29 protein-coding genes, 1 tRNA gene and 1 pseudogene are annotated in these 20,412 nt (G+C 42.4%); 12 read left to right on the plus strand and 19 right to left on the minus strand.

All coding sequences use genetic code 11. The features are described 5' to 3' along the window. Positions 1-314: 314 nt before the first annotated feature. A complete protein-coding gene (locus tag PKC55_RS07475) occupies positions 315-1,232 on the minus strand; it encodes an HK97 family phage prohead protease (protein WP_291126896.1) in 918 nt (305 codons plus the stop codon). Positions 1,233-1,425: 193 nt separating this feature from the next. Here PKC55_RS07475 and PKC55_RS07480 point away from each other — a divergent pair, with 193 nt between their 5' ends. The 10 genes from PKC55_RS07480 (at position 1,426) to PKC55_RS07525 (ending at position 8,194) form a co-directional block, all read left to right on the plus strand. Next, entirely contained in the window at positions 1,426-1,875 is a 450-nt protein-coding gene (locus tag PKC55_RS07480; RefSeq protein WP_291126894.1) for a hypothetical protein, read from the plus strand. A 671-nt stretch (positions 1,876-2,546) separates the two neighbouring features. Then, the gene (locus PKC55_RS07485; RefSeq protein ID WP_324372489.1) at positions 2,547-3,383 is read left to right on the plus strand and encodes a hypothetical protein; all 837 of its coding nucleotides are present in this window, start codon (positions 2,547-2,549) and stop codon (positions 3,381-3,383) included. 34 nt (positions 3,384-3,417) lie between these two features. Then, positions 3,418-3,897, plus strand: coding sequence for a hypothetical protein (locus PKC55_RS07490; RefSeq protein WP_291126890.1), 480 nt, complete (start codon positions 3,418-3,420; stop codon positions 3,895-3,897). Further along, positions 3,894-5,093: a phage portal protein family protein gene (locus tag PKC55_RS07495; protein ID WP_291126888.1), complete on the plus strand. Its 1,200-nt coding sequence runs from the start codon at positions 3,894-3,896 to the stop codon at positions 5,091-5,093. The genes PKC55_RS07490 and PKC55_RS07495 overlap by 4 nt, the downstream gene beginning before the upstream one ends. Before the next feature lie 32 nt (positions 5,094-5,125). After that, positions 5,126-5,986, plus strand: coding sequence for a phage head morphogenesis protein (locus tag PKC55_RS07500; protein WP_324372492.1), 861 nt, complete (start codon positions 5,126-5,128; stop codon positions 5,984-5,986). Then, positions 5,979-6,401, plus strand: coding sequence for a phage virion morphogenesis family protein (locus PKC55_RS07505; RefSeq protein WP_291126884.1), 423 nt, complete (start codon positions 5,979-5,981; stop codon positions 6,399-6,401). The genes PKC55_RS07500 and PKC55_RS07505 overlap by 8 nt, the downstream gene beginning before the upstream one ends. Before the next feature lie 28 nt (positions 6,402-6,429). Next, positions 6,430-6,894, plus strand: a complete 465-nt coding sequence (locus tag PKC55_RS07510) for a hypothetical protein (RefSeq protein ID WP_291126882.1) — start codon at positions 6,430-6,432, stop codon at positions 6,892-6,894. A gap of 113 nt (positions 6,895-7,007) precedes the next feature. Beyond that, positions 7,008-7,343: a hypothetical protein gene (locus PKC55_RS07515; protein WP_291126880.1), complete on the plus strand. Its 336-nt coding sequence runs from the start codon at positions 7,008-7,010 to the stop codon at positions 7,341-7,343. A gap of 128 nt (positions 7,344-7,471) precedes the next feature. Then, positions 7,472-7,705 (plus strand): hypothetical protein, encoded by a 234-nt coding sequence (locus PKC55_RS07520; RefSeq protein ID WP_291126878.1) that lies wholly within the window; start codon positions 7,472-7,474, stop codon positions 7,703-7,705. A 12-nt stretch (positions 7,706-7,717) separates the two neighbouring features. After that, complete coding sequence (locus tag PKC55_RS07525) at positions 7,718-8,194, plus strand: hypothetical protein (protein ID WP_291126876.1); 477 nt, start codon at positions 7,718-7,720, stop codon at positions 8,192-8,194. A gap of 61 nt (positions 8,195-8,255) precedes the next feature. Here PKC55_RS07525 and PKC55_RS07530 read toward each other — a convergent pair whose 3' ends face one another. The 17 genes from PKC55_RS07530 to PKC55_RS07610 all read right to left on the minus strand — a co-directional run bounded on the left by PKC55_RS07530 (position 8,256) and on the right by PKC55_RS07610 (position 17,693). Then, on the minus strand, positions 8,256-8,693 hold the full coding sequence (locus tag PKC55_RS07530; RefSeq protein ID WP_291126874.1) for a hypothetical protein: 438 nt from the start codon (positions 8,691-8,693) through the stop codon (positions 8,256-8,258). 266 nt (positions 8,694-8,959) lie between these two features. Next, positions 8,960-9,484: a hypothetical protein gene (locus PKC55_RS07535; protein WP_291126872.1), complete on the minus strand. Its 525-nt coding sequence runs from the start codon at positions 9,482-9,484 to the stop codon at positions 8,960-8,962. Positions 9,485-9,489: 5 nt separating this feature from the next. Next, on the minus strand, positions 9,490-9,741 hold the full coding sequence (locus PKC55_RS07540) for a hypothetical protein (RefSeq protein ID WP_291126870.1): 252 nt from the start codon (positions 9,739-9,741) through the stop codon (positions 9,490-9,492). Between the two features lie 76 nt (positions 9,742-9,817). Then, positions 9,818-10,048, minus strand: a complete 231-nt coding sequence (locus tag PKC55_RS07545; protein WP_291126868.1) for a hypothetical protein — start codon at positions 10,046-10,048, stop codon at positions 9,818-9,820. 3 nt (positions 10,049-10,051) lie between these two features. Beyond that, on the minus strand, positions 10,052-10,621 hold the full coding sequence (locus PKC55_RS07550; RefSeq protein ID WP_291126866.1) for a hypothetical protein: 570 nt from the start codon (positions 10,619-10,621) through the stop codon (positions 10,052-10,054). 257 nt (positions 10,622-10,878) lie between these two features. Next, positions 10,879-11,430, minus strand: coding sequence for a hypothetical protein (locus PKC55_RS07555; RefSeq protein ID WP_291126864.1), 552 nt, complete (start codon positions 11,428-11,430; stop codon positions 10,879-10,881). After that, the gene (locus PKC55_RS07560) at positions 11,348-11,821 is read right to left on the minus strand and encodes a hypothetical protein (protein WP_291126862.1); all 474 of its coding nucleotides are present in this window, start codon (positions 11,819-11,821) and stop codon (positions 11,348-11,350) included. Before PKC55_RS07560 ends, PKC55_RS07555 begins: the two co-directional genes overlap by 83 nt. A 248-nt stretch (positions 11,822-12,069) precedes the next feature. Beyond that, positions 12,070-12,201 (minus strand): hypothetical protein, encoded by a 132-nt coding sequence (locus PKC55_RS07565; protein WP_291126860.1) that lies wholly within the window; start codon positions 12,199-12,201, stop codon positions 12,070-12,072. After that, complete coding sequence (locus PKC55_RS07570; protein WP_291126858.1) at positions 12,201-12,401, minus strand: hypothetical protein; 201 nt, start codon at positions 12,399-12,401, stop codon at positions 12,201-12,203. The genes PKC55_RS07565 and PKC55_RS07570 overlap by 1 nt, the downstream gene beginning before the upstream one ends. Continuing rightward, positions 12,398-12,847, minus strand: a complete 450-nt coding sequence (locus PKC55_RS07575) for a hypothetical protein (protein ID WP_291126856.1) — start codon at positions 12,845-12,847, stop codon at positions 12,398-12,400. The genes PKC55_RS07570 and PKC55_RS07575 overlap by 4 nt, the downstream gene beginning before the upstream one ends. Before the next feature lie 11 nt (positions 12,848-12,858). Beyond that, positions 12,859-13,512: an ATP-binding protein gene (locus tag PKC55_RS07580; protein ID WP_291126855.1), complete on the minus strand. Its 654-nt coding sequence runs from the start codon at positions 13,510-13,512 to the stop codon at positions 12,859-12,861. 39 nt (positions 13,513-13,551) lie between these two features. After that, on the minus strand, positions 13,552-14,409 hold the full coding sequence (locus PKC55_RS07585) for an AAA family ATPase (protein WP_291126853.1): 858 nt from the start codon (positions 14,407-14,409) through the stop codon (positions 13,552-13,554). A gap of 24 nt (positions 14,410-14,433) precedes the next feature. Next, positions 14,434-16,290, minus strand: a complete 1,857-nt coding sequence (locus PKC55_RS07590) for a protein-tyrosine phosphatase family protein (RefSeq protein WP_324372502.1) — start codon at positions 16,288-16,290, stop codon at positions 14,434-14,436. Positions 16,291-16,475: 185 nt separating this feature from the next. Continuing rightward, positions 16,476-16,545: transfer RNA gene (locus PKC55_RS07595), tRNA-Leu, on the minus strand. Between the two features lie 30 nt (positions 16,546-16,575). Beyond that, entirely contained in the window at positions 16,576-17,220 is a 645-nt protein-coding gene (locus tag PKC55_RS07600; RefSeq protein ID WP_291126849.1) for a coiled-coil domain-containing protein, read from the minus strand. A 67-nt stretch (positions 17,221-17,287) separates the two neighbouring features. Continuing rightward, positions 17,288-17,491, minus strand: coding sequence for a hypothetical protein (locus PKC55_RS07605; protein ID WP_291126847.1), 204 nt, complete (start codon positions 17,489-17,491; stop codon positions 17,288-17,290). A 4-nt stretch (positions 17,492-17,495) separates the two neighbouring features. Next, positions 17,496-17,693, minus strand: coding sequence for a hypothetical protein (locus PKC55_RS07610; protein ID WP_291126845.1), 198 nt, complete (start codon positions 17,691-17,693; stop codon positions 17,496-17,498). Positions 17,694-17,765: 72 nt separating this feature from the next. Here PKC55_RS07610 and PKC55_RS07615 point away from each other — a divergent pair, with 72 nt between their 5' ends. Further along, positions 17,766-18,440 carry a S24 family peptidase gene (locus tag PKC55_RS07615; RefSeq protein ID WP_291126843.1) on the plus strand — a complete coding sequence of 225 codons (675 nt, stop codon included), beginning with the start codon at positions 17,766-17,768 and terminating at the stop codon, positions 18,438-18,440. Between the two features lie 678 nt (positions 18,441-19,118). After that, complete coding sequence (locus tag PKC55_RS07620) at positions 19,119-20,159, plus strand: aminotransferase-like domain-containing protein (protein ID WP_291126841.1); 1,041 nt, start codon at positions 19,119-19,121, stop codon at positions 20,157-20,159. A gap of 36 nt (positions 20,160-20,195) precedes the next feature. Here the strand turns inward: PKC55_RS07620 and PKC55_RS07625 are convergent. Further along, positions 20,196-20,339: pseudogene (locus PKC55_RS07625) on the minus strand (aspartate aminotransferase family protein); the annotation flags it as partial. Between the last annotated feature and the right edge of the window lie 73 nt (positions 20,340-20,412).

The raw sequence follows: 20,412 nt of genomic DNA on the forward strand, positions 1-20,412 counted from the left end.
GCGCGATACCGACTCGGCTTTATTGTAATTGGTTTCGAGTTCCTCGACATTGGTAACATGCGTCGGCTCGGTGTCGTATGTGTGTAGCGGTATAACGATACCTTTGTCGGTACGCTGTTTTGCCACCAGAGGCCACACGGCATTATCCTCGAAAACTTCGGGATCAGCGCCGACTTCGGCAAGATTGATCGTGTTGTTATCGACCATGTGATCCATGTCGGTGAGTTCTTGCAACCAGTCAGCATTTGGGTAGAAAAGCGCAAGAATAACGGTAGTAAAGATTGATTTAAAAACTGTTGCCATTTTCCTGATTATTAAAGTGTTTGTTTAAGTCTTTCGTACTCGGTCGGGTTAGTTAGCTTCATGTCACGCAACCCGTCGGGGTCTTCTTTCGACCATTTCAAAAAATTCCAGCCCGCACGGTCGCCCGATAACTGTGTGCGTTTGCCCATGTCTCTGAGAGATTGCGTCGGTTTTGACTCGATGCCGTCGATAAATTCCTTTACCGCCTCAAAATCGGTTTGAGCGACTTTAAGCAAGCTTGCTTTTGTCTTTTCGTCGATCTTGCCCGCGTCTTTTGCCGCCGACAAATACGCCTCAATTTTTGCGCCCTTTTCCTTTTTGATCTCGGCTTTGAGGTTTGCGATCTCGTCGTCTTTTTCTTTGACTGCGATCTCGATGTCACGCTCGTCGTAATTCGGCTTAAGCCCTAAGCTTGTAACCGTTGACGCCGATAACAGAATGACTGTTTTTTCTTTTTCTGCCATTTGGTTAATTGATTTATTATTATTGAAATTGAGTTTAACTTGCTCGAATGAGAGTTCGTGTCTGTTTTCGTCGTACAACCTTACCGCGCCAGCGTCCGACGGTATGGGCGTAATACTTGCCTCGATCAATTCCCATTCGGTCGCCACATACTCGCCGTCTATTTCTTCAAGTTTGAGTATGCGTATGCCTATCGATGCACCTTTGAGAAAGCCCTCTTTGACTTTGCGCGCTTTCTCGGCGGCAAACGGGTCGTTAAGGTCAAATACGGGTGTCGCTATCAACTTGCCGTTTTCGATGCGGCGGTTTTCCCATCGCCCGATCAAATGCTCTGTATTGTGGTCGTAAAGCAATACGGGGTTTGTATCAAAGCGGGCATACATGCCGCCAGTCAACAAAACTTTAAAGCCGTGCGAATTTATTTGACTACCATCTGAGAGGGTGAAGTCTTTTTCTTTTTCGTCCATGTAAAAAATGATTTATAGCACAAAGTAACGGCGCAATTTTCGGGTGTCGAAAAAGGTCTGCTGTAATGGCATAACTTTTTTATAATCAGCATTTAAAACGGGAACTTTGCATAAAATAATCACGATTTTTTAACCACAAAAAAGGGCGTGCCGACTGGCGCACCTCTATTGTATTTTAACACATGGTTTATTAATGGCAAAATCACCGAAAGAAAACGACAAGCAAAAGAAAGCCCGCGATCTGTACATGACGGGGCATTTTACTCAGTTGCAAGTCGCCGAGATTGCGGGGGTCGTACCGCGTACGATCCAACGATGGGTTGAGGCTGAGGGCTGGGATATTATTCTCGAAAGCACGAAAAGCTCAAAAGAGAAACGGATCGCCAAATACAAAGGCTATTTGAAAGCGATCGAGGAAAAGATCGAAAAGAGAGAAAACCCCGACGAGCGATACCCCACAACCGCTGAGATCGACCAAATGACAAAGCTCGAAAGCATTATCAAAAAATTACAGGATAATGCCAGCATCGGCGAGATTGTCATGTACTCAAAGAACGTATGCACGTTTGTACAAGGTTACGACGTGGAAAAGGCAAAAGAAGTAAGCGGCATTTTTGACGCGTATATTAAATCATTGATCTGATGGCGACTCTTACAGACAAACAAGCGGTCGCGTCGTGGGATGATTTTCGCGAGTCGCTACTCAAAGCAACAAGCATCGATAAGGGCGAAAGCCATGCAGACAAGCAAAAACGCATACGGCGGCTCGAAAACGATTTCGAGGCGTGGTGCAAATACTATTTCCCGAGTTTTTGTACTGCCGAGCCCGCATCGTTCCATAAACGGGCAAGCCAGCGGGTTATAAATAACCCCGAGTGGTTCGAGTCGAGGGTATGGGCACGCGAGCTCGCCAAATCGACACGCACAATGATGGAAGTTTTATATCTGACGTTGACGGGTAAAAAGAAAAATGTAATACTTGTCTCAAACTCTGAGGACAACGCAAAAAGGTTGCTCGAGCCATACCGTGCAAACCTCGACACAAACCAGCGTATTATCGCCGATTATGGCAAACAAAAGTCATGGAAATGGCGCGACACCGAGTTTAAGACGCGATGCGGAGTGTCCTTTCGCGCCGTTGGTGCGGATCAGAGTCCGCGCGGTACTCGTAACGATGCCGCCCGCCCTGATGTGATCCTGATTGACGATATAGACACCGATCAGGATTGCCGAAATCCTGACATCATACGCAAGCGTGTGGAATGGATAAACGGCGCACTCATACCCACCCGTGCGGTTAATGTGCCGTTGCTGGTGATCGTATGTGGCAATATTATCGCCGAGTATTGTTGTGTGACTGAGTTAATGAAGAAAGCCGACAAGTTTGACATCGTAAACATACGCACAAACGGCGTGAGCTCGTGGGCTTCGAAAAACAGCGAGGAAAATATCGACCGTGTGTTGAGCATGATCTCGTATGCGTCGGCGCAAACTGAGTATTTCAACAATCCGCAAACCGAGGGGCGTGTCTTTAAGAAACTGACTTTCGCTAAAGTACCGTCATTATCACAAATGGATCAGTTAATTGTCTACTCAGACCCCGCACCATCAAACAGTGATATAAAAAACAATTCTTACAAAGTCGTTGCATTACTGGGGCGTAAAGCGGGTATAACGTATGTTATTAAGGTGTTTTGCGAACAAACCACAAATGCAAAATTTGTACAATGGTTTTATGACATTTACAGCCTTACACGCGGCTATTATCTGCAATACTGGATCGAAAACAACACATTGCAAAACCCGTTTTACGAGCAAGTTTTTTTACCGCTTTTTAAAGAGATCGGGCGCACGGTCGGGTATATGATACCCATACGCCCCGACACCCGTAAGAAAGCCGAAAAATTTACCCGTATCGAGGGCACACTCGAGCCAGCAAACCGCCTCGGGCTTTTAGTATTCAATGAAGCCGAAAAAGACAGCCCGCACATGCAAACTTGCACCGAGCAATTTTATGTTGTGTCGCCCACTTACCGAGGGGCTATCGATGCGCCCGACTGTATCGAGGGCGGTTACAAGATACTTGACGAGAACATCGCAAAACGGGCGGGTACTTACCGAACACAACGACGCGCGAATCGCGGATATTAATCAGCATTTAAACACCTTTTAAACAACTAAGCTTATGTTTTTAGAGATCGAGGAAATGAAATCGGTACTCTACCAGTACCAAATGGACGAAATCGCCGAGGGTGACGAGCAAATAATCGACGACGGCATACGTGCGGGCGTTGCTGAAGTGCAAAGCTACTTTACCGCCAGCAACCAAAGACAATGGCAAGACGGGCGACCGATATACGATATTAATGCGATTTTCGGCGCGGCTGGATCGGATCGCAACGCGTGGGTATTGCGTATGTGTAAAACCGTCGCCGCATGGAATATTTGCGAGCTCTCAAACCTCGACATCATTTACCAGCATGTAAAGGAACGTTACGAGAATGTAATTAAAACACTTGAAAAGATCGCAGGGCTGGGTGAGTTCAAAGACTCGCCGACACTGACACCCGATTTGCCGACGATACAGCCCGACCCCGACGGCTCGAATGTAAAACAAATCTTTCGTTACGGATCAGCAAAAAAATTTAATCACGAGCAAGTATGAGTAAGAAAAAACGATATAACAAACCCGTATCGCTGGCGGCTCAGCCTCAAACCGAAACAACAACGGGCACAAACCGCAAGCCGATATATGCACCCAAAACAGTGCGCAAACCTATTTTACAGACCCGTAAAGATATTGCCGACTGGAATCACGCGCAATATATCGCGACACTGGCTCTCGATCCTAAACAATATTTGTTACAGGATATTTACAACAATATCGCTGGCGATGCCTTGCTTGCTTCTCAGATCAACAACCGTAAAGAGCAAACGATCTCGTCGGGTTTTGAAATGCTGACACCTGACGGCAAAGTCGACGAAAAGATCACGGCTCTTTTAAATAATTTGCCCGTTATTCAAGACATTATATCACACATACTCGATAGTGAGTATTACGGTTATTCTTTGATCGAATTATCGAGCGAGAAAGGCATTAAACGTGTCGACCTGATTAACCGCCGAAATGTCGTGCCCGATTTTGGTCGGTATTATCCCGATACGGCTTTTAATGAATTTGTCGAGTACCGCAATGCAAGTGAGTTCGGCAAATGGCTACTCGAATTTAATTCGGATCACCTCGGGTTACTCAATAAAGCCGTGCCGCATGTTTTGTTTAAGAAGTTCGCGCAAGCGTGCTGGTCGATGCTTTGCGAGATTTACGGCATACCGCCCCGTGTGATGAAAACAAACACACAAGACCCCGCAATGCTGGCACAAGCCGAGAACATGATGCGTGATATCGGGGCGGCGGCATGGTTTATCATTGACTCGACCGAAAGTTTCGAGTTTGCAAATGCAGTCAGCACAAACGGCGATGTGTACGGCAACCTTATAAAGCTATGCGATAACTATATAAGTATGCTCATGTCGGGCGCGATCATAGGTCAGGACACAAAGAACGGCAACGAAAGCAAAGAGAAAATAAGCATAAGCATACTCGATCGCCTTGTCGATGCTGACAAGCGTATGGTCGAAATGTATATGAATAGCGTTGTTATACCCGCTTTATACCGCATTCACTGGATACCCGCAACAAGCTCGCGGTTTCGGTTCAAAGTAGCCGAGGACACCGACAAGCTGTTTGATATGACGGTTAAACTTATGCCGCACATGGAAGTCGACCCCGAGTTTGTCAATGAAAAATTCGGTATTAAGGTACTGGGCAATAAAAACAACGGCATCGCAAATTTTCAGTAGGTGCGGGCACGGCATCACCTGATAAACTGACGTTGCACGATTATTACAAATGTACGTGCCCGACATGCGGCGGCTTTACCGATCAGATCGTGTTATCTGATAGTGAAAACGCAAGACTCGAAAAGGCTTTCAATAAGATTGCCCGATGGGTGCATAAGGAAAAGAAAACAGCCGTAACCCCTGACGATCTCGGCAATAAAACCGTGCAAGGTCTTGCCGACGAAATAAACGACATATTGCAACGGGCAATACAAACGGGTATCGACTTTGAGATACCAGCCGCCACAATGCAGCATTTCAAAAACAATGTGTATGTGTTTTCGGGTTGCAAAACGTATGCGGAATTGCGCGAGCTCAGCGACATGCTGATCGACGACGAGGGTGCGATCAAACAGTTTTCAAAGTTCTTTAAAGATGTGCGCTCGGTACACGACACATACAATAAATCGTATCTGCAAAGCGAGTACCAGTTTGCAACGCAATCGGCAAACATGGCGGGCAAATGGGCTGATTTTGAGCAATACGGCGACCGCTATTACTTACAATACCGAACGGCAAACGACGATCGTGTGCGCTACTCTCACCAGTTAATGCACAATATCACATTGCCGCCGAGCGATGTGTTTTGGTCTGAGTTTTTCCCTCCGAACGGCTGGCGATGCCGATGCAACGCGGTACAAGTGCGCAAAAGTAAGTACGAGCCCTCAGATAGCAACGAGGCGAGGCGGCTCGGCAATGAGGCGACATACACGGTCGGAGCTGGCGGTAAAAATACGAGTGCGATGTTTCGTTTTAATGCGGGTAAAGAAAAAATAATCTTTCCCGTAACACACCCGTATTACAATGATAAAGAAGTTGTAAAACAAGTCGAAAAGGGGTTAAGCAATGAGTAATATAATCGATGTAATTCTCGACGATATACGTGTGGAATTATCCGACGAGTTCGACCGTAATTTTGAGCGTAAAGCCTTTTTTAACAAGAAATGGCAACCCGTAAAGAAAGCCCCGAAAATCGGCTCTCTTATGTTGCGCACCTCTTTTCTGAGAAACTCCATACAATCGTCGCGGCAAGGCTTTCGGCTGGTGTGGAAATCGTCAGCGCCTTACGCATCGATACACAACGAGGGCGGCACGATCAAACGGACATCGAAAAAGGGTAAAAACTATGTTGTCAATATGCCGCAACGCCAGTTTGTCGGCGACGATCCCGAGGTAAACAAAATCATTAAGGATATTGTCGGCGAAAATGTGCCAACGGCTATAAATGAATATTTAGACGACTTATTTAATCAGATTGATAATGGATAATATTATAGAGAGTTTTCAAGTGCAATTAATGTCACACGCACCGTCATTAAAAGAAGTTGACGAGGACTGGGGGCAAATGGATTTTTACGAGGGTATGCCGCCCGTTAAGATGCCGTGTGCACTTATAGATATACAGGACGGGCAATTTACCGATGCGGGCGATCTCAGGCAACAAGGTACATTAACCGTCGTTGTCAAGCTATATATCTTGCGACTGGGTAACACCAGTAACAAAGCGCCGCAAAATCAAAAGGATAGCGCAAAAAGAGGCTGGGTCGCTTATGACGATATAGTCAAAGCCATACACGGGCAAGATTTTATAAAGAATGGCTTTTCCGCGCCGATCCGTACACGTATGCAAAGGATCAAGCGACGCGACGGGGTATATGAGCGCGACATCACATTTACAATCGCATTTACTGATAAAACATGCGTACCAGTGAAACCGAAAACAAGACCGACGGTATCACTCGCTTTGGATATAGAAAAATAATGCTTTTTCTTTCAAAAAACACTCGAAAAAGTTTGCCATGTGTAAACTTTTACCTATATTTGTAATGTGATTAAACACTGCGGGGTCAGCAGGATAAAGTCGACAAACGCTCTATGAAACATTTGATTAACGCAATCGAAAAGATTGCAAAGGAAAACCCCGACGGGTTTACGGTTACAGTTCCAAATTTGGAAAACGTTACAAGCGGTTATATCGCCGCTTATCTCGAAACTCAAAACAGCTTTAACCGTGAGGGGCTCGAGAAAGTGATTAACCATTCACTCGAAAACGGGCAAACGGTCGGGGGTTGGTTAGACACCGAAAGCAACCTTTTTTACTATGACAGTTGCAAGGTGTTTGAAACCAAAAGCGAGGCGGTCGAATTTGGCAAACAAAATCAGCAAATCGCAATCTTTGACCTTAACAATCTGAAAGAAATAAGATTGTAAGACTAACGGCGGGGCGAAAGCCCTGCCAGTTATTCAAAGACCAGTTAATCAATTTTCATGCGTTTAAACACTATTTAAACAATAATTAAACACTGGGGGCTCACCAGCATAAAAACGAGGCAAAGAGTATGAGAAAATTAATTTTAAGCGTTCCTGTATTTGAAGTAATTAATGTTTCAATGTTATGTATCGGTGATAAATTCGAGTTTGATTTTGACGACGACAAAGAGCTCAATATTTATATGGGCATACATACTTATGATAGGATTGATTATATTATATACAAATCGCATAAAACGGGAACGCCAAAGATCAGGCAATTAAGTGATGTAAAAATTGTGTCGAGAAAGACGACACTTTAAAACAATGCAAATATGATTAAAGGACTTGATACACTTGCTTTTTTGACAAGTAACGACAAAAAGCTATTGCAAAAATCAGAACAGTTATACAAGCAACACGCGCGTATTGAGTTCGAGGTGTTGTGCTATGACGAGCCCAGTAAGGAACTGATCGTTAAGGTATGGCAAGGCGAAAACAGTGCCGAGAATTATCTCAGTGCCGCCGATCTGATAAGCCGTACGAAAGATGTGTTTAATATGTTGCCGCCCGACGTGTGTCTCTATGTGCGCCCTGTTCCGTATAGTAAAGACCGCCTACAAGGTTATACAATCGACGATGTGCGCACCGATATGGAAAAATACGGGTTGCAACAAAAAGACCTTGTAAAGCTTTTAGATATTGACAAGACCAGTATAAATCGTCTACTCAACGAGGGGCGCGAGCTCACCAAATATCAGAAAGCAATGTTTTATTATCTGTTTGAGTTCTTACGATTCAACAAGAAATAAAAAAAGCCTCGCAACAAAAATGCGGGGCTTTCTCTTTATTTAATCAGCGTTTAAATACCATTTAATTTGCTGTTAAAGTCTTTTCTATTTTAATCGCTGAGCCTTTTGTCACAAATTTGTCTGTTATTGTTTGCGAATAATCTACACCACAAATCGCAATATAGATATAAGAAATATTGTTTTCTATTTCTTCGTTAATGTCTTTATTAACCTCTGATATAAAACTATATTTAGGATAAACGACCGTACCATCGGGGCGTGTCATTGTGTGAGAGGTACTTTCTGCGTTATACTCCCAGCCGCTTGTGTCCTCATTTTTGGTATCATACAAGTACATTATTGTAAGCGGGCTTGAAACTATTTGTTCGTTCTTTGTATATTTATAAGAGGCGGTTAATTTTACTTTTGATATATCCATTCCGTCCTTATCGTCGTCGCTACTACAAGAATAAAGCCCCACAATTGAGAGGCATATTAATAAAGTTAAAATCTTTTTCATATCATTATCATTATTTAATTGTTCGACCGAAAAAATTGCATATCCTTTCAATATAAAAAGCCTCGATAATAGCCGATTTTAATCGCTCATAAGGCAAACGTTTCAATCGGCGATACCTATACATTAACATGTCGTAATGTCTTTGCGCTTCAAACTCTTTTCGTATTTGTTCATTCATATTTTTAACAGGTTTCAAATTTAGTACATTTATTTTGAATAGAAACAAAAAAAGCCCCGACGACCAAAAGATCGTTGAGGCTCTAAGTTTACAAATCGTCATTTATAAATGGTCGGCGAGTACACCAGCGCGGAAAATAATAAAAACACCATAACTCAAAACTTTTGCGTGCGGTCGCGATTCGTTCCTCGCGATCCTTTGCTACGTCGATACTGGCTCTCAAAAACGGATAACAAGATGGCGGTAAGCTCATAGCCTCGAAATGTTTTGCGGCGGCTCTAAAATCGTCTAAGGTCATTTTTCTTTTTATTGGTCGCTCAGGTTGAGCCCAAGTGTTTACAACTGCGTTATGCTCCGGCAATACGGCTTTTTCACATGCGTTGTGTAATGCTTTTAAAACTTTGTTTTCGATCGCTTGTGTATCCACATTATCGCCGACAACGACAATTGTGTCGATAAGTTTGTCAATGCTGATAGTTATGTTTTTCGTTGAATGATGTATCATTTTTCTTTGTTTTTTACTGTTATACTTAATATCCCTAATTCCTTGAATTTCTTTGCCGTTGAGGGTGATTATTAAATCACCCCATGACAATTGATCTTTTTCTCCCATACATTTTAAAATTGTAGGCTCATTTGCCCATGATTACATTTTTCAAGTTCCTTATTTATGTCAGTGCCCATAATTCGCCAAAATGTGCGTTCACCCATCGGGTACAAGTTATTAACATGCTGGCGATAGGCTTGCGCCTTGCTTTTGCTTTGGTTGCCCTCTTCGTACCGCTCGGCGACTAACGATTGTATAATCGCATAACGTTTCAGTGCGTTTTTACGTCTGCTTTCTGATCGCTTAACTATTGTTGCTTGCATAACTCCCGAATTTTAATTAACTTTGTAGCAACCACGCTTACAAAGCCTTAAGTATTCGAGAGAGTATACGAGGCTTTTACTTTTCCCGCAAACCGATTTTATAATCAGCTATCGAGCAATACACTTGCCAAAACCCTGCGAGCTCGTCGCGTGCACTGTTTTTCTTTAGCATCAAAATAAAGCCCATAGAGCGCATTAATTTTGATAAATAATAAACTGCATAGCCCAGTAAGCAAAACGGCAAATAAACAAGCGTAAGCAATAAACTGAGTATTGTTATAACGATTAATGGTCTTTTCTTTTTCATATTCTAATTGTTTTTAGGTGTCCATGTATCTTCTTTTCCATCTTTGTGCTCAAAAACCCACCGACGCATATATGATGTCATTGATTTAAACCAGCCTATTTGTGTACCCGTATCAAGATTCATATATTCATCACGATTTAAAGATTCGCCTTTATATTTCGATTTATTACCAGCAAGGCGCATATATTCTTTTATCTCACCGCTCAGATTGACACGCACTAAATAAAACCATGCAGGCTCTAAACAAATGGCATATTTATCGGCTATACAAAGTCTTGACGGTTTTACATTATCTTTTTTTGCATAAAATCGTGAATGATAACGGCAAAAGTCAGCCCATTTTTTATTAAATAGAAAGCCCATAATTTTAGCACCGAGTTCGACATGTGTCTCACCCTCTTTACCGTCCATATTCGGCTTACCTATATAGCCCAAATCGTGCACGAAAAAGGCAACCCACAATCGAGGGTCAAACGGAAAACCATATAATTTGCACCATGCTATAAATAAAAATATCGGATGTATTAAAAAACAGTGTGCACCGAACAACACACTTTTTGTACCCACTTTCATAATTTTATTGTTTTATTCGATTTTTGGCTCGTCAGGCGACCATCGGATCACAATATCGGCGCGTAACTTTTTAAACCCTTTACACCGATGGCACACCGTTTCTTTGATGTCTTCTCGTGCTGATCCGTGATACCCTTGCGCCTCTCTGAAAACACCCTCACCGTGACATGTCGGGCAAGTCTTTACAACTTGTTTTAACTCTGACGTTACCGAGCTAACGGCTGGCGGTGTGATTTGTAATAATGATATTAAGTCGCTCATTTGTTTGCTTTTTTACCTATTTTGTCAAAATATTTACCCCATCGCTCAGACTCGCGGCGGTTGTCGCTTACGTTCCATGTGCCCGACTGGTTTATGCTTTTTTGTGTGGCGGCATCGGTGCGGGCATTGTCGTAAGTTTCAAACCAGCCCATCACTTTGGGCATATCGATAGACTCGTATAGCTCACCATATTTACCCAGTTTTGCCCATCTGAAAACAAGATGTATGTCGGCGATAGTGAAATGATAATATGTATTGACGACCTCGAATGCGATTTCCTCGATTTGTTCATCTGTCAAATGCCGCTTTGCGTTTATCTTTTTTCGCATGTCGACCAAATATGCCATTATCAAATCTTCGATTACTTCATTACCATGATCGCGGCGTATAACTGCCAAACTCGGGTATTTCTCGCGGTCTGAGGCAAGTGTCAAAGCATCGCCGACACTTCTTACATGTTTTAACTCACGGGTGAGGTTGGCGGGCTCTAAAACGCTCGGCAAGTTTACTTTCGAGATCGTTGCCACCTGATTGTTGTTGTTTGCCATTTTTCCGTATGCTTGCCGCTATTTCGTTAAACTTACTATTGATTACAGAGAGAGAAAATGCGTTTTGTTTATACCAGTCGGGTAAATTCTGCAAAAGAGCCTCAAAGGTTGCCAGCGCATCGGCTGGGCTCTTATATTCAATAAGGCATTGTATTTTCTCGATCAGTTGCTTAATCGCCACACCGTCGCGCACCCCGAATGAATAATCTATTTTTGTATGCTCTTGATATGCTTTTGAAAACGCATTGCGAAACTGAGTAAAAAGTGTTACCGCTTTTTCTTTCGTTTCGGGCTCGTATTCCACACCCAAAGAGGCGGCGAGCGCCTCGCGTAATTGCTCTTTGCTCGCCTTTTTGTTCCTCAATACTTTAAGTTGCTGATCGCGTGTCATTCTATACTGGTTTTCTTAAATCATGCTTTGCACTACCAACAAAAGGTAAAAATCGAATACACCCAATATGCTCGCCTTTTTCGTCTCGGCGTTGCCGCCAGCTCACATAATAAACAAGCGGCTTTAACTTATTTTTGAGCCATTTGTTTTGTCGTCTAAGGTGTTCTTTGTAAGATTCAAAACTTATGTACTCGGGTCTCGCTGTTAAAATTTCCATAATTAAATACTGTTTAAATGCTGATTAATAACTATTTTTCATCTTTGTATTTGTCCTCGTAATATTTCTCTTTTGCCCTTTCTTTTTTGTAATTGTATGAGTCGTCGGGCTCTGTATCGGGTTGCTCAAATAGTAAATCCCAGAGCCACCCCCAGCCGTCCATCAGGCTGTCACTGTTTTATATAGGTTAAATTCTACTAAGTTGATAACCTCGGGCACTGGCGACTCACCGCTCATTTGATACCATTTGATTTTTAACTCGTTGTAATATCTAACGGCTCGATCCCATTCTTTGATCGTCTTTGTCTCGAACATAGCACGCTCGGCGTTTTCTATCTCGTTTTCAAGTTCTTTTATCCTCATATCGTTGCGTTTATTAGTCCTTTTACCTGAGTGTTTAGATTCTTTTCGCCAAACTTGCGATAAAGTGATTTGAGGGTCGGCAATGGTATGTCGTTAAACCGATCTACATTTGCGGCTTTACATGCAACGCTTTTCACATACTCGAAAGGTTTACACTTGATGCCCTGATCTTCGAGGCTCTCATATATTGCCGCGATCAATCGCTTGCGGTGTAAGTCGAGCCCCTCGTCATTCTTTGGCTTTTGCGGTTGTATTGCCGATAATAGATCGGATTTCATTTTGTTGTAAAATCGGGGATAAACCGCGTACATTTCCGATAGACTCTCAGTTTTGCCGCCTGAGTAATCATATACTAGCGCTTTGCGTGCCTCGTCTTTTTCGTCGTCGCCGACTTGCTTTATATATTCAAAAAACCAGCCGTGCGGGTTTATTTTAGTTGTTGCCATATTTTTATATTTTACTGTTTTATACTCCAAAATTCTTGTCTTTTGCTTTCGCTGACGACGATCTCGCCACTGCCACCGTATCGACTCTTTGTTACATTCGCAACGAAACCGTGCACATAAATGCAGACATTTGCGTCATAATAGATACTTTGAGCAAGTGCGCCCTTTGGTTTATCGCCGTCGGCATGGCTTATGAAAATGAAAAGCTTTGCCCCGAACATGTCGACAAGTTCCTTGTAAGTCTTGCGGGTGAGTTCGGCATATTGTACCGAGTCGATAAATATTACATCGGGCGATCGGCGCTCTTTGAGCCTTATTTGTAAGTCCTCGATCGATTCCTTGTCTAAGAGCAAAAAGCGGCGGGCGACATTTGCCATACCCGTGCGCTTATAGGCTTCCTGTATTGACGACGACAAACCCTCTTCGATCGAGTCGTAAGCAGTGCGAAACCACAAACTCTCATTGATTGAGCATAGATACCGACCGAGTTGCATTGCAAAAGAAGTTTTGCCCATTCCTGAGTCGCCGTATATCAGCCACGACCCTTTTAATTCAGGCAACCCGATCGCATCACGCCACTTGCCCTCAAATGGTATCGTTTTCGGCTTATAGCTGAGAACGTCGGCGACTGATAATGCTTTTTTCGGTTTCCTTTGGTTCGTCATTTATCTTTACTATCGTTTAAGAGGTGTTTAAGGGCGTTTTTAAGCAGCGTTTCGGTTTTTCTTGATGATTGCCTTTGATAACTTGTCGATACGTCTCAGATCGCCGTCAGAATCATTAATAACCTTTTCTATATTATTCTCATTCGACAAGCCGATAGACCTTGCCACGTTTGCCATGTCGTCGTATGTATTGCCGTCAAGCTCGATAAAGCGGCGACCGATGCGGCTGTATATTTCGTTATATCCTTTTTTCTTAAGCGCAACGCCTCTCAATATGCGCTTTTTCAGATAGTCAGTCGCAAGCAATATGATCGAGCAATGCCCCTCTAACATGTTGTAAAGCGTGATAAAGAAGTAAAGCACCTGATCGTTAAGCTTGTCGGCTTCGTCGAGTATGAGTATCGGGTTTTCGAGGCTCTTTAATTGCTTGCATACCTCGCGCATCATTTCGTGTACGGTGTACCCTGACGGGTCGCATCCCATCGACTCGAGTAATTCGAGTAAAAATGTTTTTCTATTCCAGTATTCAGAGCAAGCCACACGGAAAGCGTTTTTGTTTTCTGAGATATATTGCTTTGAGGTTGTACTCTTACCGCCGCCAGCCGCGCCGATAATAGCCGACACGCCGTTGTCGCTTTGGTTGTCACTCAAAAGGGTGTAAAGCTCATTATATACCGATGTCTTGACGAGTTTCTTGCCCACTTCTTTAAATCCTACCTGAGAACCTACTTTGCGCCACATGGCATCGTTAATCAATTCCCATTTACCGTTAAGCATTTGCGATACAGTTGCGGGCGATACGTCTCTCAGACTGTTTGCGGCTTTATTTTGGCTCGGGTAACGGCTACAATACAAGCGTAAAGCATCGGCGATTAATTGTTTTTCTTGTGGTGTCATATCTGTATGATTTTTAAATGATTATTAATATTTATCGTAAATTGACTTGATCTCGGTTTCTTTGGGTGCGATCGGCACATAATCGACCGACTCGATCTCTTTTGATTTGGCACGACCGATGTTGCGGTTATTCTTGTGTTGCCCTATGCTGTCGGTTAAGAGTATCTTTGCCAGTGTGCCGTCGAGTTGCGGGTGTGCGTCGAATAGTTCGCGTACATGTTCGGCGGCGTTTGCGCGGGTCTCTGTGATATGCTCGATCACCCCGTCGTTAAACTCTCTCACACGTCCGAGCTCGTATGCGTCGCCGTCCTGACGATCACGCAATGCCATCGGTTGTACATATTTTTCCTCGAGTACAAAGCGCAACGACTCGTCGTCGTTTACTGCCATAATGCGGCTCGTGTCCTCGGGATCGTAAACAATACCCCATTGTGTCGACGCATAACGTCTGAATAATGGATCAAAGCAATCATAAGCCCGCTTGATGCCTCTTATTGTGGCGTTGATGCCTGAGCCTTGCAACATGTATGTTTCGCGTAATTCTTTGTTGTGGCGTTTGGTAATCATTTCGCCGAACGTGCTCAAATAGCTTTCGTATGATAATTCGATCCTGTCCTCGTCTTTTACCTGAGACCATTGTGCGAGATATGCCTCACGCTTGCTTTGGCGTTCAAATTCGATTATCGCCTCAACTTGTTTAACAACGCCCTCAAAATCAGGAAAATTCTTTTTGTATTTGTTCAAGCCCTCGACATTCGGTTGTTTGTCTTTGTCCGATGTCACGCCATACCCCGACCAGTTCGGCTGCAAATGGCAATACTCGTCATTGAGAGTAAGAAAATATCGCTCTATAACTTTCGCTTTCGCGTTCTTTGCCCGTGCGGGTGTTACCTTAAGCCCCATCGTCTGATAAATCGGTGTAAGGGCTTTAAATGCGTACCTATCCGATTGTATTTGATGTGTGCGGTACATCTTGCCGAAAAGCTCGGCGCTATGTTTGGCGGCATTACGTAAAGCCGCTTTGATAAGTTCGGGGGTCTCGTGCGTGCCCACTGCATAACCGATCGGGTATTTCTTGCACGGATCGAGCACAACAATAACCGTCGGGCGGTGATGGTAGGTTGTGCGACCGTTCTCGGTACGCTGGTATAATAGTTCTACATCCCAGCCGTCAAGCGTGAGGTAATACAGAGGCATTGTCGGCGCTGATCGTTTTACTTGCATAAGCTTATTGTTATACAATGCAACCGACCCGTGTTGCCCCGCGTATGTTTCAAGGTCGAATTTATCACGGTAAACGGCAACCGTATCGCTCGAAATCTTGCGCCAGCCCAGCGAGCCAGCCACCTGATTATACGTCTTTGCGATACGTTCGTTATCTAAATTGCGGTGATCGCCTAAAAGTTCGATCAATATGCTTTCTTTGTACTCGTCGTTGATAACTGCGGAATTTGCTCGGTCTTTCAAAAAGTTTTTGTGTACCAGCGAGATAAAACCGCCGTTGTCTTTGCGGCTCATATATTTGCCGTATTTACGTTCGAGCGTGCGCTCGTTTGTCGGTAAGTCGTGAGGGTATTTAACACGGTCAAGGTTTTGCACCGCTTCGCTGATAGTAACCCATGAGTATGAGCTCTTTGCGCATCGCTTTGTTTTCTTACTGATAATTAGCCGTTGCACGGCGTCGAGCACGATCGCATTATTATAATAGCCGATGCGGGTTTGTTTCGGGATAAACCGACCGTCGTTTAACTTGAATGACTCGAAAAAGTCAAGCGCCGCCGCATTTGGCTCGATAAAACCCTCGAGCTCACTATATTTCACTTGCTCGTATGGGTCGCCTTTGATTTTCTCTCTTATGGCTTTCTTGATGCGCTCGGGCATACTATCATAAGCTATCAAAGCGGGCGTGTTACGGCTCGCACGGCGTACAACGTTGAATTGATTACGCCTCACAAGATTATCATAATTTGTACGCGTAACTATGTCGCTTTCAATAAGCCACCCAGCCTCAAAACAAAGTATGTTATTGTGATATTCCATTGTTAAATCGTTTATCGTTTTTTGTGTGGGTGTGGGCGGGATCGAACCGCCGACATATAGCTTTGTGCTATTGCTCTACCTCTGAGCTACACACCCGCCGCAAATGCGGCTTAAATTGTTTGTTGATTAGAACATGCCACGAGAAAGCGGGCGAGGACGGTCAAAACGATATCTGTATTCCAGTTCGGCTCTAAATCTACCGATACAGCACTTAGCCGAGTCTAAGTGATCGCGCAAACGACTGTTATCATGCGCAAGGCTGTTCCTTTCTGATTTAAGTGATGCTATCTCACCGTCTTTGCCTTTTAGAGCCATTTGCTGAGTATCGACTTTTGCAGTCAGTTCGGCGATCTTTTTGTCCTTTTCGTTTTCTTCTTGCTCGGCTTTAGCTCTTTGTTTTACGATATTGTCGTGGATCGACTCGAGTTGTTGCGCCTCTTTTGCAGTTTCAAGCCCCGATGATAAGTGATCGATAATATCACTGATAGAGTCGTCTTTGTCGTTCGCTTCAAATGCGATCACATCGTCGTCGATTTGGTCGCGCAAGTCCTCGATTTTATCATTCAACACAAAAAGGATTTTGTCGACTTCGTGAGTCGTTAATTCTGAGGTTGTGTAAAACTCGTTTATCGAAAACGGGGGACAAGTGACTTTTAACCCGCTAATACCGCCCTTTAGGTCGTTTCTCAATTTCTCGAGAACTTCAAGAGCCGTCTTTTGCCCTTTTACATTACTTGTGAATTGATCCAAAACCTCAACGATAAGAGTCATTTCGTCTTTGCTTAATTCTTTAATTTTCATACATTTAAAATTTAAAAAGTGATTGAATTGCTATTATTTAGGCTTGCGCCAGTTGTTTGATTTGCTTTTTTACCTCATTTTCGGTGAGCCCGTTCGGGCGACCGTTGAAATGTCTCTTTTTCAGATCGTAAGGGATAAAGACATATTTATCCTCTGTCATTCCATAATAATACACGGGTATGTCGCCTTGTGGTGTTGCGCATGTGTACACGCTTTCGATTTTTAAGTCTTTTATTATCATGGTATTAGTTTTCTAAAATGGTTAATATCTTTTGTGCATCCTCTCTTATTTTGTCAGCGATATAGCTTCTTTTATTTCCTTTTTCGCCTTTTAATATCTCACGCACATAGCCCGCCGAACTCTTATATTTTCGAGCTAATGCGCCCGTAGGTAGGTTTTTGATTTGCTCGGGGGTCAACCCCTCTTTTTCTTTTGCTTTCATTTTAGACGCTATTTTAATTATTTCTTTATCTTTGTTCGTAAATAGATTGCAAACATAGAAAATATATTTTCGATGAACAAGAAAACCGACAATAAATTTTCGGAAATCAAACCGAGAATAATACAAGTGCTTGAATATAAGGATATTCCCAAAGAAGATTTTTATGTTAAAATTGGTATGACATCCGCTAGCTTTAGAGGTAGAGCAAAATATACTCCTCTAAACTCGAGCGCGATCGAAAATGTATTATCGGAAATACCCGATTTAGACCCTTTGTGGCTCTTAACTGGAAAGGGCAAAATGTTTGACGCGGATAAACAACCTATCACCGAAAGGAAAGAGGAAATAGAAGAAACCCGACCGAGAATACCATTTAATGCGGCGGCGGGTACATTATCAATCGCACTCGACGGCATTACGAATGAATATGCCGAACAAATGCCAGTAATTAAAGCATTTGCACGGTACGATTTTACAATACTTGCAAAGGGTGATAGTATGTTACCTGAGTTTCATTCGGGCGACGAGCTCGCATGCTTATATGTAAAGCAATCGAGTTTTATTCAGTGGGGGCGATTTCATGTATTAGATACAAGTCAGGGTGTTATCGTGAAACGTATATTTGATGTTGACGACGAGTATATCCGTTGTACTTCCGAAAATTCAGATTTATATAGAGACTTTCAAATACATAAATCTGAGATATATAACCTTGCACTTGTGATCGGTTTAGTACGCCGATATTGAGAAAAATACAAAACCAAACAAAAAATAAATATCCTGTTTTCGTTAAAACTGTTTATTAATAAGCCTTTAAGGTGCATTTATTATATGTTTTTCGTGGCATTATGGGGGTCTTTAAGGTCGTTATTTAACAGTTTTAAGGGTGATTTTTGGCAATATGGGGTATATTTAAGCATATTTTATGCCGCAAAGTGACTGCCCATTTGACTGCCCATTTGACTGCCCAAAGCTTAAAAAAGGCTTATTTTCGTGTTTTTCGCGTCTTTGTTCAATCACCGTTTAAACACCGTTTACACGGTAATAAAACACTATATTTATGCATCTAAAACGCTTTATTTATGCAGTTTTTCAGCTATTTAAACAGTATAAACAAAAAAAGAGAGGCTTTTGCCCCTCATTTCTATATGCAACACGACATCAAAGTGACATCAAAGTGACATCAAATATACATTTTGTACTTTTCAAAAATACTTTGCGCTTTTGCTTTTCGGTGTCAAACTCCTTTATACATAAGCATTTAAAGCGTTTTATGAAATTCTGCGTTTTGGATTTTTCATTTTAACCCCCATACAGATATCTCAAGTTTCAAAAAAGAAAAAATCTCAAATTCAACCAAGTGAGATATTCAGAAACGATTTAATATTTTTCGATGACGGACTTCCGGATGCAGTGTATACTCCAATGAAAGAATTGGCGAGAGCATATCGACGTATCTTTAGCCGCAAAGCCCATTGGCAAATCATGAATATTGCCAGCGAATTTGGTGATAATAAATTTCGTGAAACAATATCCAGTATGCTTAATCAAAATAGAGGTATGCAAACATCGGTTGCTGATGTGTGCATTACACGTGGAAGTCAAATGGCATTGTTTCTTACAGCTCATTGTTTACTCGAAAAAGGAGATGTTGTGTTAGTTGAAAACCCGGGATACAGACCTGCCTGGAATACATTCGAACATGTAGGGGCAAGATTGATCCCTGTCAATGTAGATAACGATGGAATAAACGTAGACCTGATTGAAGATATAGTAAAAAAGGAACGAGTAAAAGCCATTTTTCTGACACCACATCATCAATATCCGACTACTGTGACATTAAGTTTGGCCAGAAGATTTCAACTTATCGAGCTATCTAACAGGTATGAATTTACCATTATTGAAGATGACTATGACAATGAATATCATTTCAATCAACGTCCTATTATGCCGATTTCTTCATTTGAGGGAATTCGTAATTATGTATATATCGGAACACTTAGTAAATTAATTGCGCCCGCTGTAAGAGTGGGCTATATTGTGAGTAACCCGGATTTTATACTTCAAATAGGGCGATTGCGTAAAATGGTAGATCTTCAAGGCGATGCAATCATGGAGCAGTCTATCCTAGATTTAATTATTTCCGGTGATATTCGAAGACATCAAAAACGTATGTTAACTCATTACCAAGCTAAACGAGATTTATTTGCGAATCTGTTGGAGCAATATATGGAAGATAAAGTTCTTTATAAGAAACCTGATGGAGGACTTGCTTTTTGGCTGAAACCGATCAAGAATATCGACTTATATCAATTGAAGGAAAAAGTAAATTCCGAACTGGTTAGCTTTTATACTCCTGATAGATTCAGCTATGATAGTGCAATATCTGGAATAAGAATCGGATATGCATCTCTTTCTGATACCAACTTGGAAAAAGGTATACGTATTCTTAGTAAATATTTATAAATGAGATATTTTCCCTAACTCTTCTTTAATTTAAGTATATGGATGTGAATGTCCTATCGAAATTACGGCATTCCAGCAATACAAATCCAAGTATTCGATCCCTTTATTATCATATACATAGCATACTTTTCCTTTGACTATATTTATCTCAGACAGAGGAAGTACATCAAATCGCTTCATTGTTTATTTTTTATATTATTTACTGCTATTAAAGTTTTGCAGCCAATAACTGTTTGTCCGATCTCAACTTTAA

The organism is Dysgonomonas sp. (assembly GCF_035323175.1).
Taxonomy (GTDB): Bacteria; Bacteroidota; Bacteroidia; order Bacteroidales; family Dysgonomonadaceae; genus Dysgonomonas.

Coding starts and splice junctions, on each gene's coding strand:
- PKC55_RS07475 (WP_291126896.1), bottom strand. CDS start 1,232: ATGGACGAAAAAGAAAAAGACTTCACCCTCTCAGATGGTAGTCAAATA.
- PKC55_RS07480 (WP_291126894.1), top strand. CDS start 1,426: ATGGCAAAATCACCGAAAGAAAACGACAAGCAAAAGAAAGCCCGCGAT.
- PKC55_RS07490 (WP_291126890.1), top strand. CDS start 3,418: ATGTTTTTAGAGATCGAGGAAATGAAATCGGTACTCTACCAGTACCAA.
- PKC55_RS07495 (WP_291126888.1), top strand. CDS start 3,894: ATGAGTAAGAAAAAACGATATAACAAACCCGTATCGCTGGCGGCTCAG.
- PKC55_RS07505 (WP_291126884.1), top strand. CDS start 5,979: ATGAGTAATATAATCGATGTAATTCTCGACGATATACGTGTGGAATTA.
- PKC55_RS07510 (WP_291126882.1), top strand. CDS start 6,430: ATGTCACACGCACCGTCATTAAAAGAAGTTGACGAGGACTGGGGGCAA.
- PKC55_RS07515 (WP_291126880.1), top strand. CDS start 7,008: ATGAAACATTTGATTAACGCAATCGAAAAGATTGCAAAGGAAAACCCC.
- PKC55_RS07520 (WP_291126878.1), top strand. CDS start 7,472: ATGAGAAAATTAATTTTAAGCGTTCCTGTATTTGAAGTAATTAATGTT.
- PKC55_RS07525 (WP_291126876.1), top strand. CDS start 7,718: ATGATTAAAGGACTTGATACACTTGCTTTTTTGACAAGTAACGACAAA.
- PKC55_RS07530 (WP_291126874.1), bottom strand. CDS start 8,693: ATGAAAAAGATTTTAACTTTATTAATATGCCTCTCAATTGTGGGGCTT.
- PKC55_RS07535 (WP_291126872.1), bottom strand. CDS start 9,484: ATGGGAGAAAAAGATCAATTGTCATGGGGTGATTTAATAATCACCCTC.
- PKC55_RS07540 (WP_291126870.1), bottom strand. CDS start 9,741: ATGCAAGCAACAATAGTTAAGCGATCAGAAAGCAGACGTAAAAACGCA.
- PKC55_RS07545 (WP_291126868.1), bottom strand. CDS start 10,048: ATGAAAAAGAAAAGACCATTAATCGTTATAACAATACTCAGTTTATTG.
- PKC55_RS07550 (WP_291126866.1), bottom strand. CDS start 10,621: ATGAAAGTGGGTACAAAAAGTGTGTTGTTCGGTGCACACTGTTTTTTA.
- PKC55_RS07555 (WP_291126864.1), bottom strand. CDS start 11,430: ATGGCAAACAACAACAATCAGGTGGCAACGATCTCGAAAGTAAACTTG.
- PKC55_RS07560 (WP_291126862.1), bottom strand. CDS start 11,821: ATGACACGCGATCAGCAACTTAAAGTATTGAGGAACAAAAAGGCGAGC.
- PKC55_RS07565 (WP_291126860.1), bottom strand. CDS start 12,201: ATGGACGGCTGGGGGTGGCTCTGGGATTTACTATTTGAGCAACCCGAT.
- PKC55_RS07570 (WP_291126858.1), bottom strand. CDS start 12,401: ATGAGGATAAAAGAACTTGAAAACGAGATAGAAAACGCCGAGCGTGCT.
- PKC55_RS07575 (WP_291126856.1), bottom strand. CDS start 12,847: ATGGCAACAACTAAAATAAACCCGCACGGCTGGTTTTTTGAATATATA.
- PKC55_RS07580 (WP_291126855.1), bottom strand. CDS start 13,512: ATGACGAACCAAAGGAAACCGAAAAAAGCATTATCAGTCGCCGACGTT.
- PKC55_RS07585 (WP_291126853.1), bottom strand. CDS start 14,409: ATGACACCACAAGAAAAACAATTAATCGCCGATGCTTTACGCTTGTAT.
- PKC55_RS07590 (WP_324372502.1), bottom strand. CDS start 16,290: ATGCCCGAGCGCATCAAGAAAGCCATAAGAGAGAAAATCAAAGGCGAC.
- PKC55_RS07600 (WP_291126849.1), bottom strand. CDS start 17,220: ATGACTCTTATCGTTGAGGTTTTGGATCAATTCACAAGTAATGTAAAA.
- PKC55_RS07605 (WP_291126847.1), bottom strand. CDS start 17,491: ATGATAATAAAAGACTTAAAAATCGAAAGCGTGTACACATGCGCAACA.
- PKC55_RS07610 (WP_291126845.1), bottom strand. CDS start 17,693: ATGAAAGCAAAAGAAAAAGAGGGGTTGACCCCCGAGCAAATCAAAAAC.
- PKC55_RS07615 (WP_291126843.1), top strand. CDS start 17,766: ATGAACAAGAAAACCGACAATAAATTTTCGGAAATCAAACCGAGAATA.
- PKC55_RS07620 (WP_291126841.1), top strand. CDS start 19,119: ATGAAAGAATTGGCGAGAGCATATCGACGTATCTTTAGCCGCAAAGCC.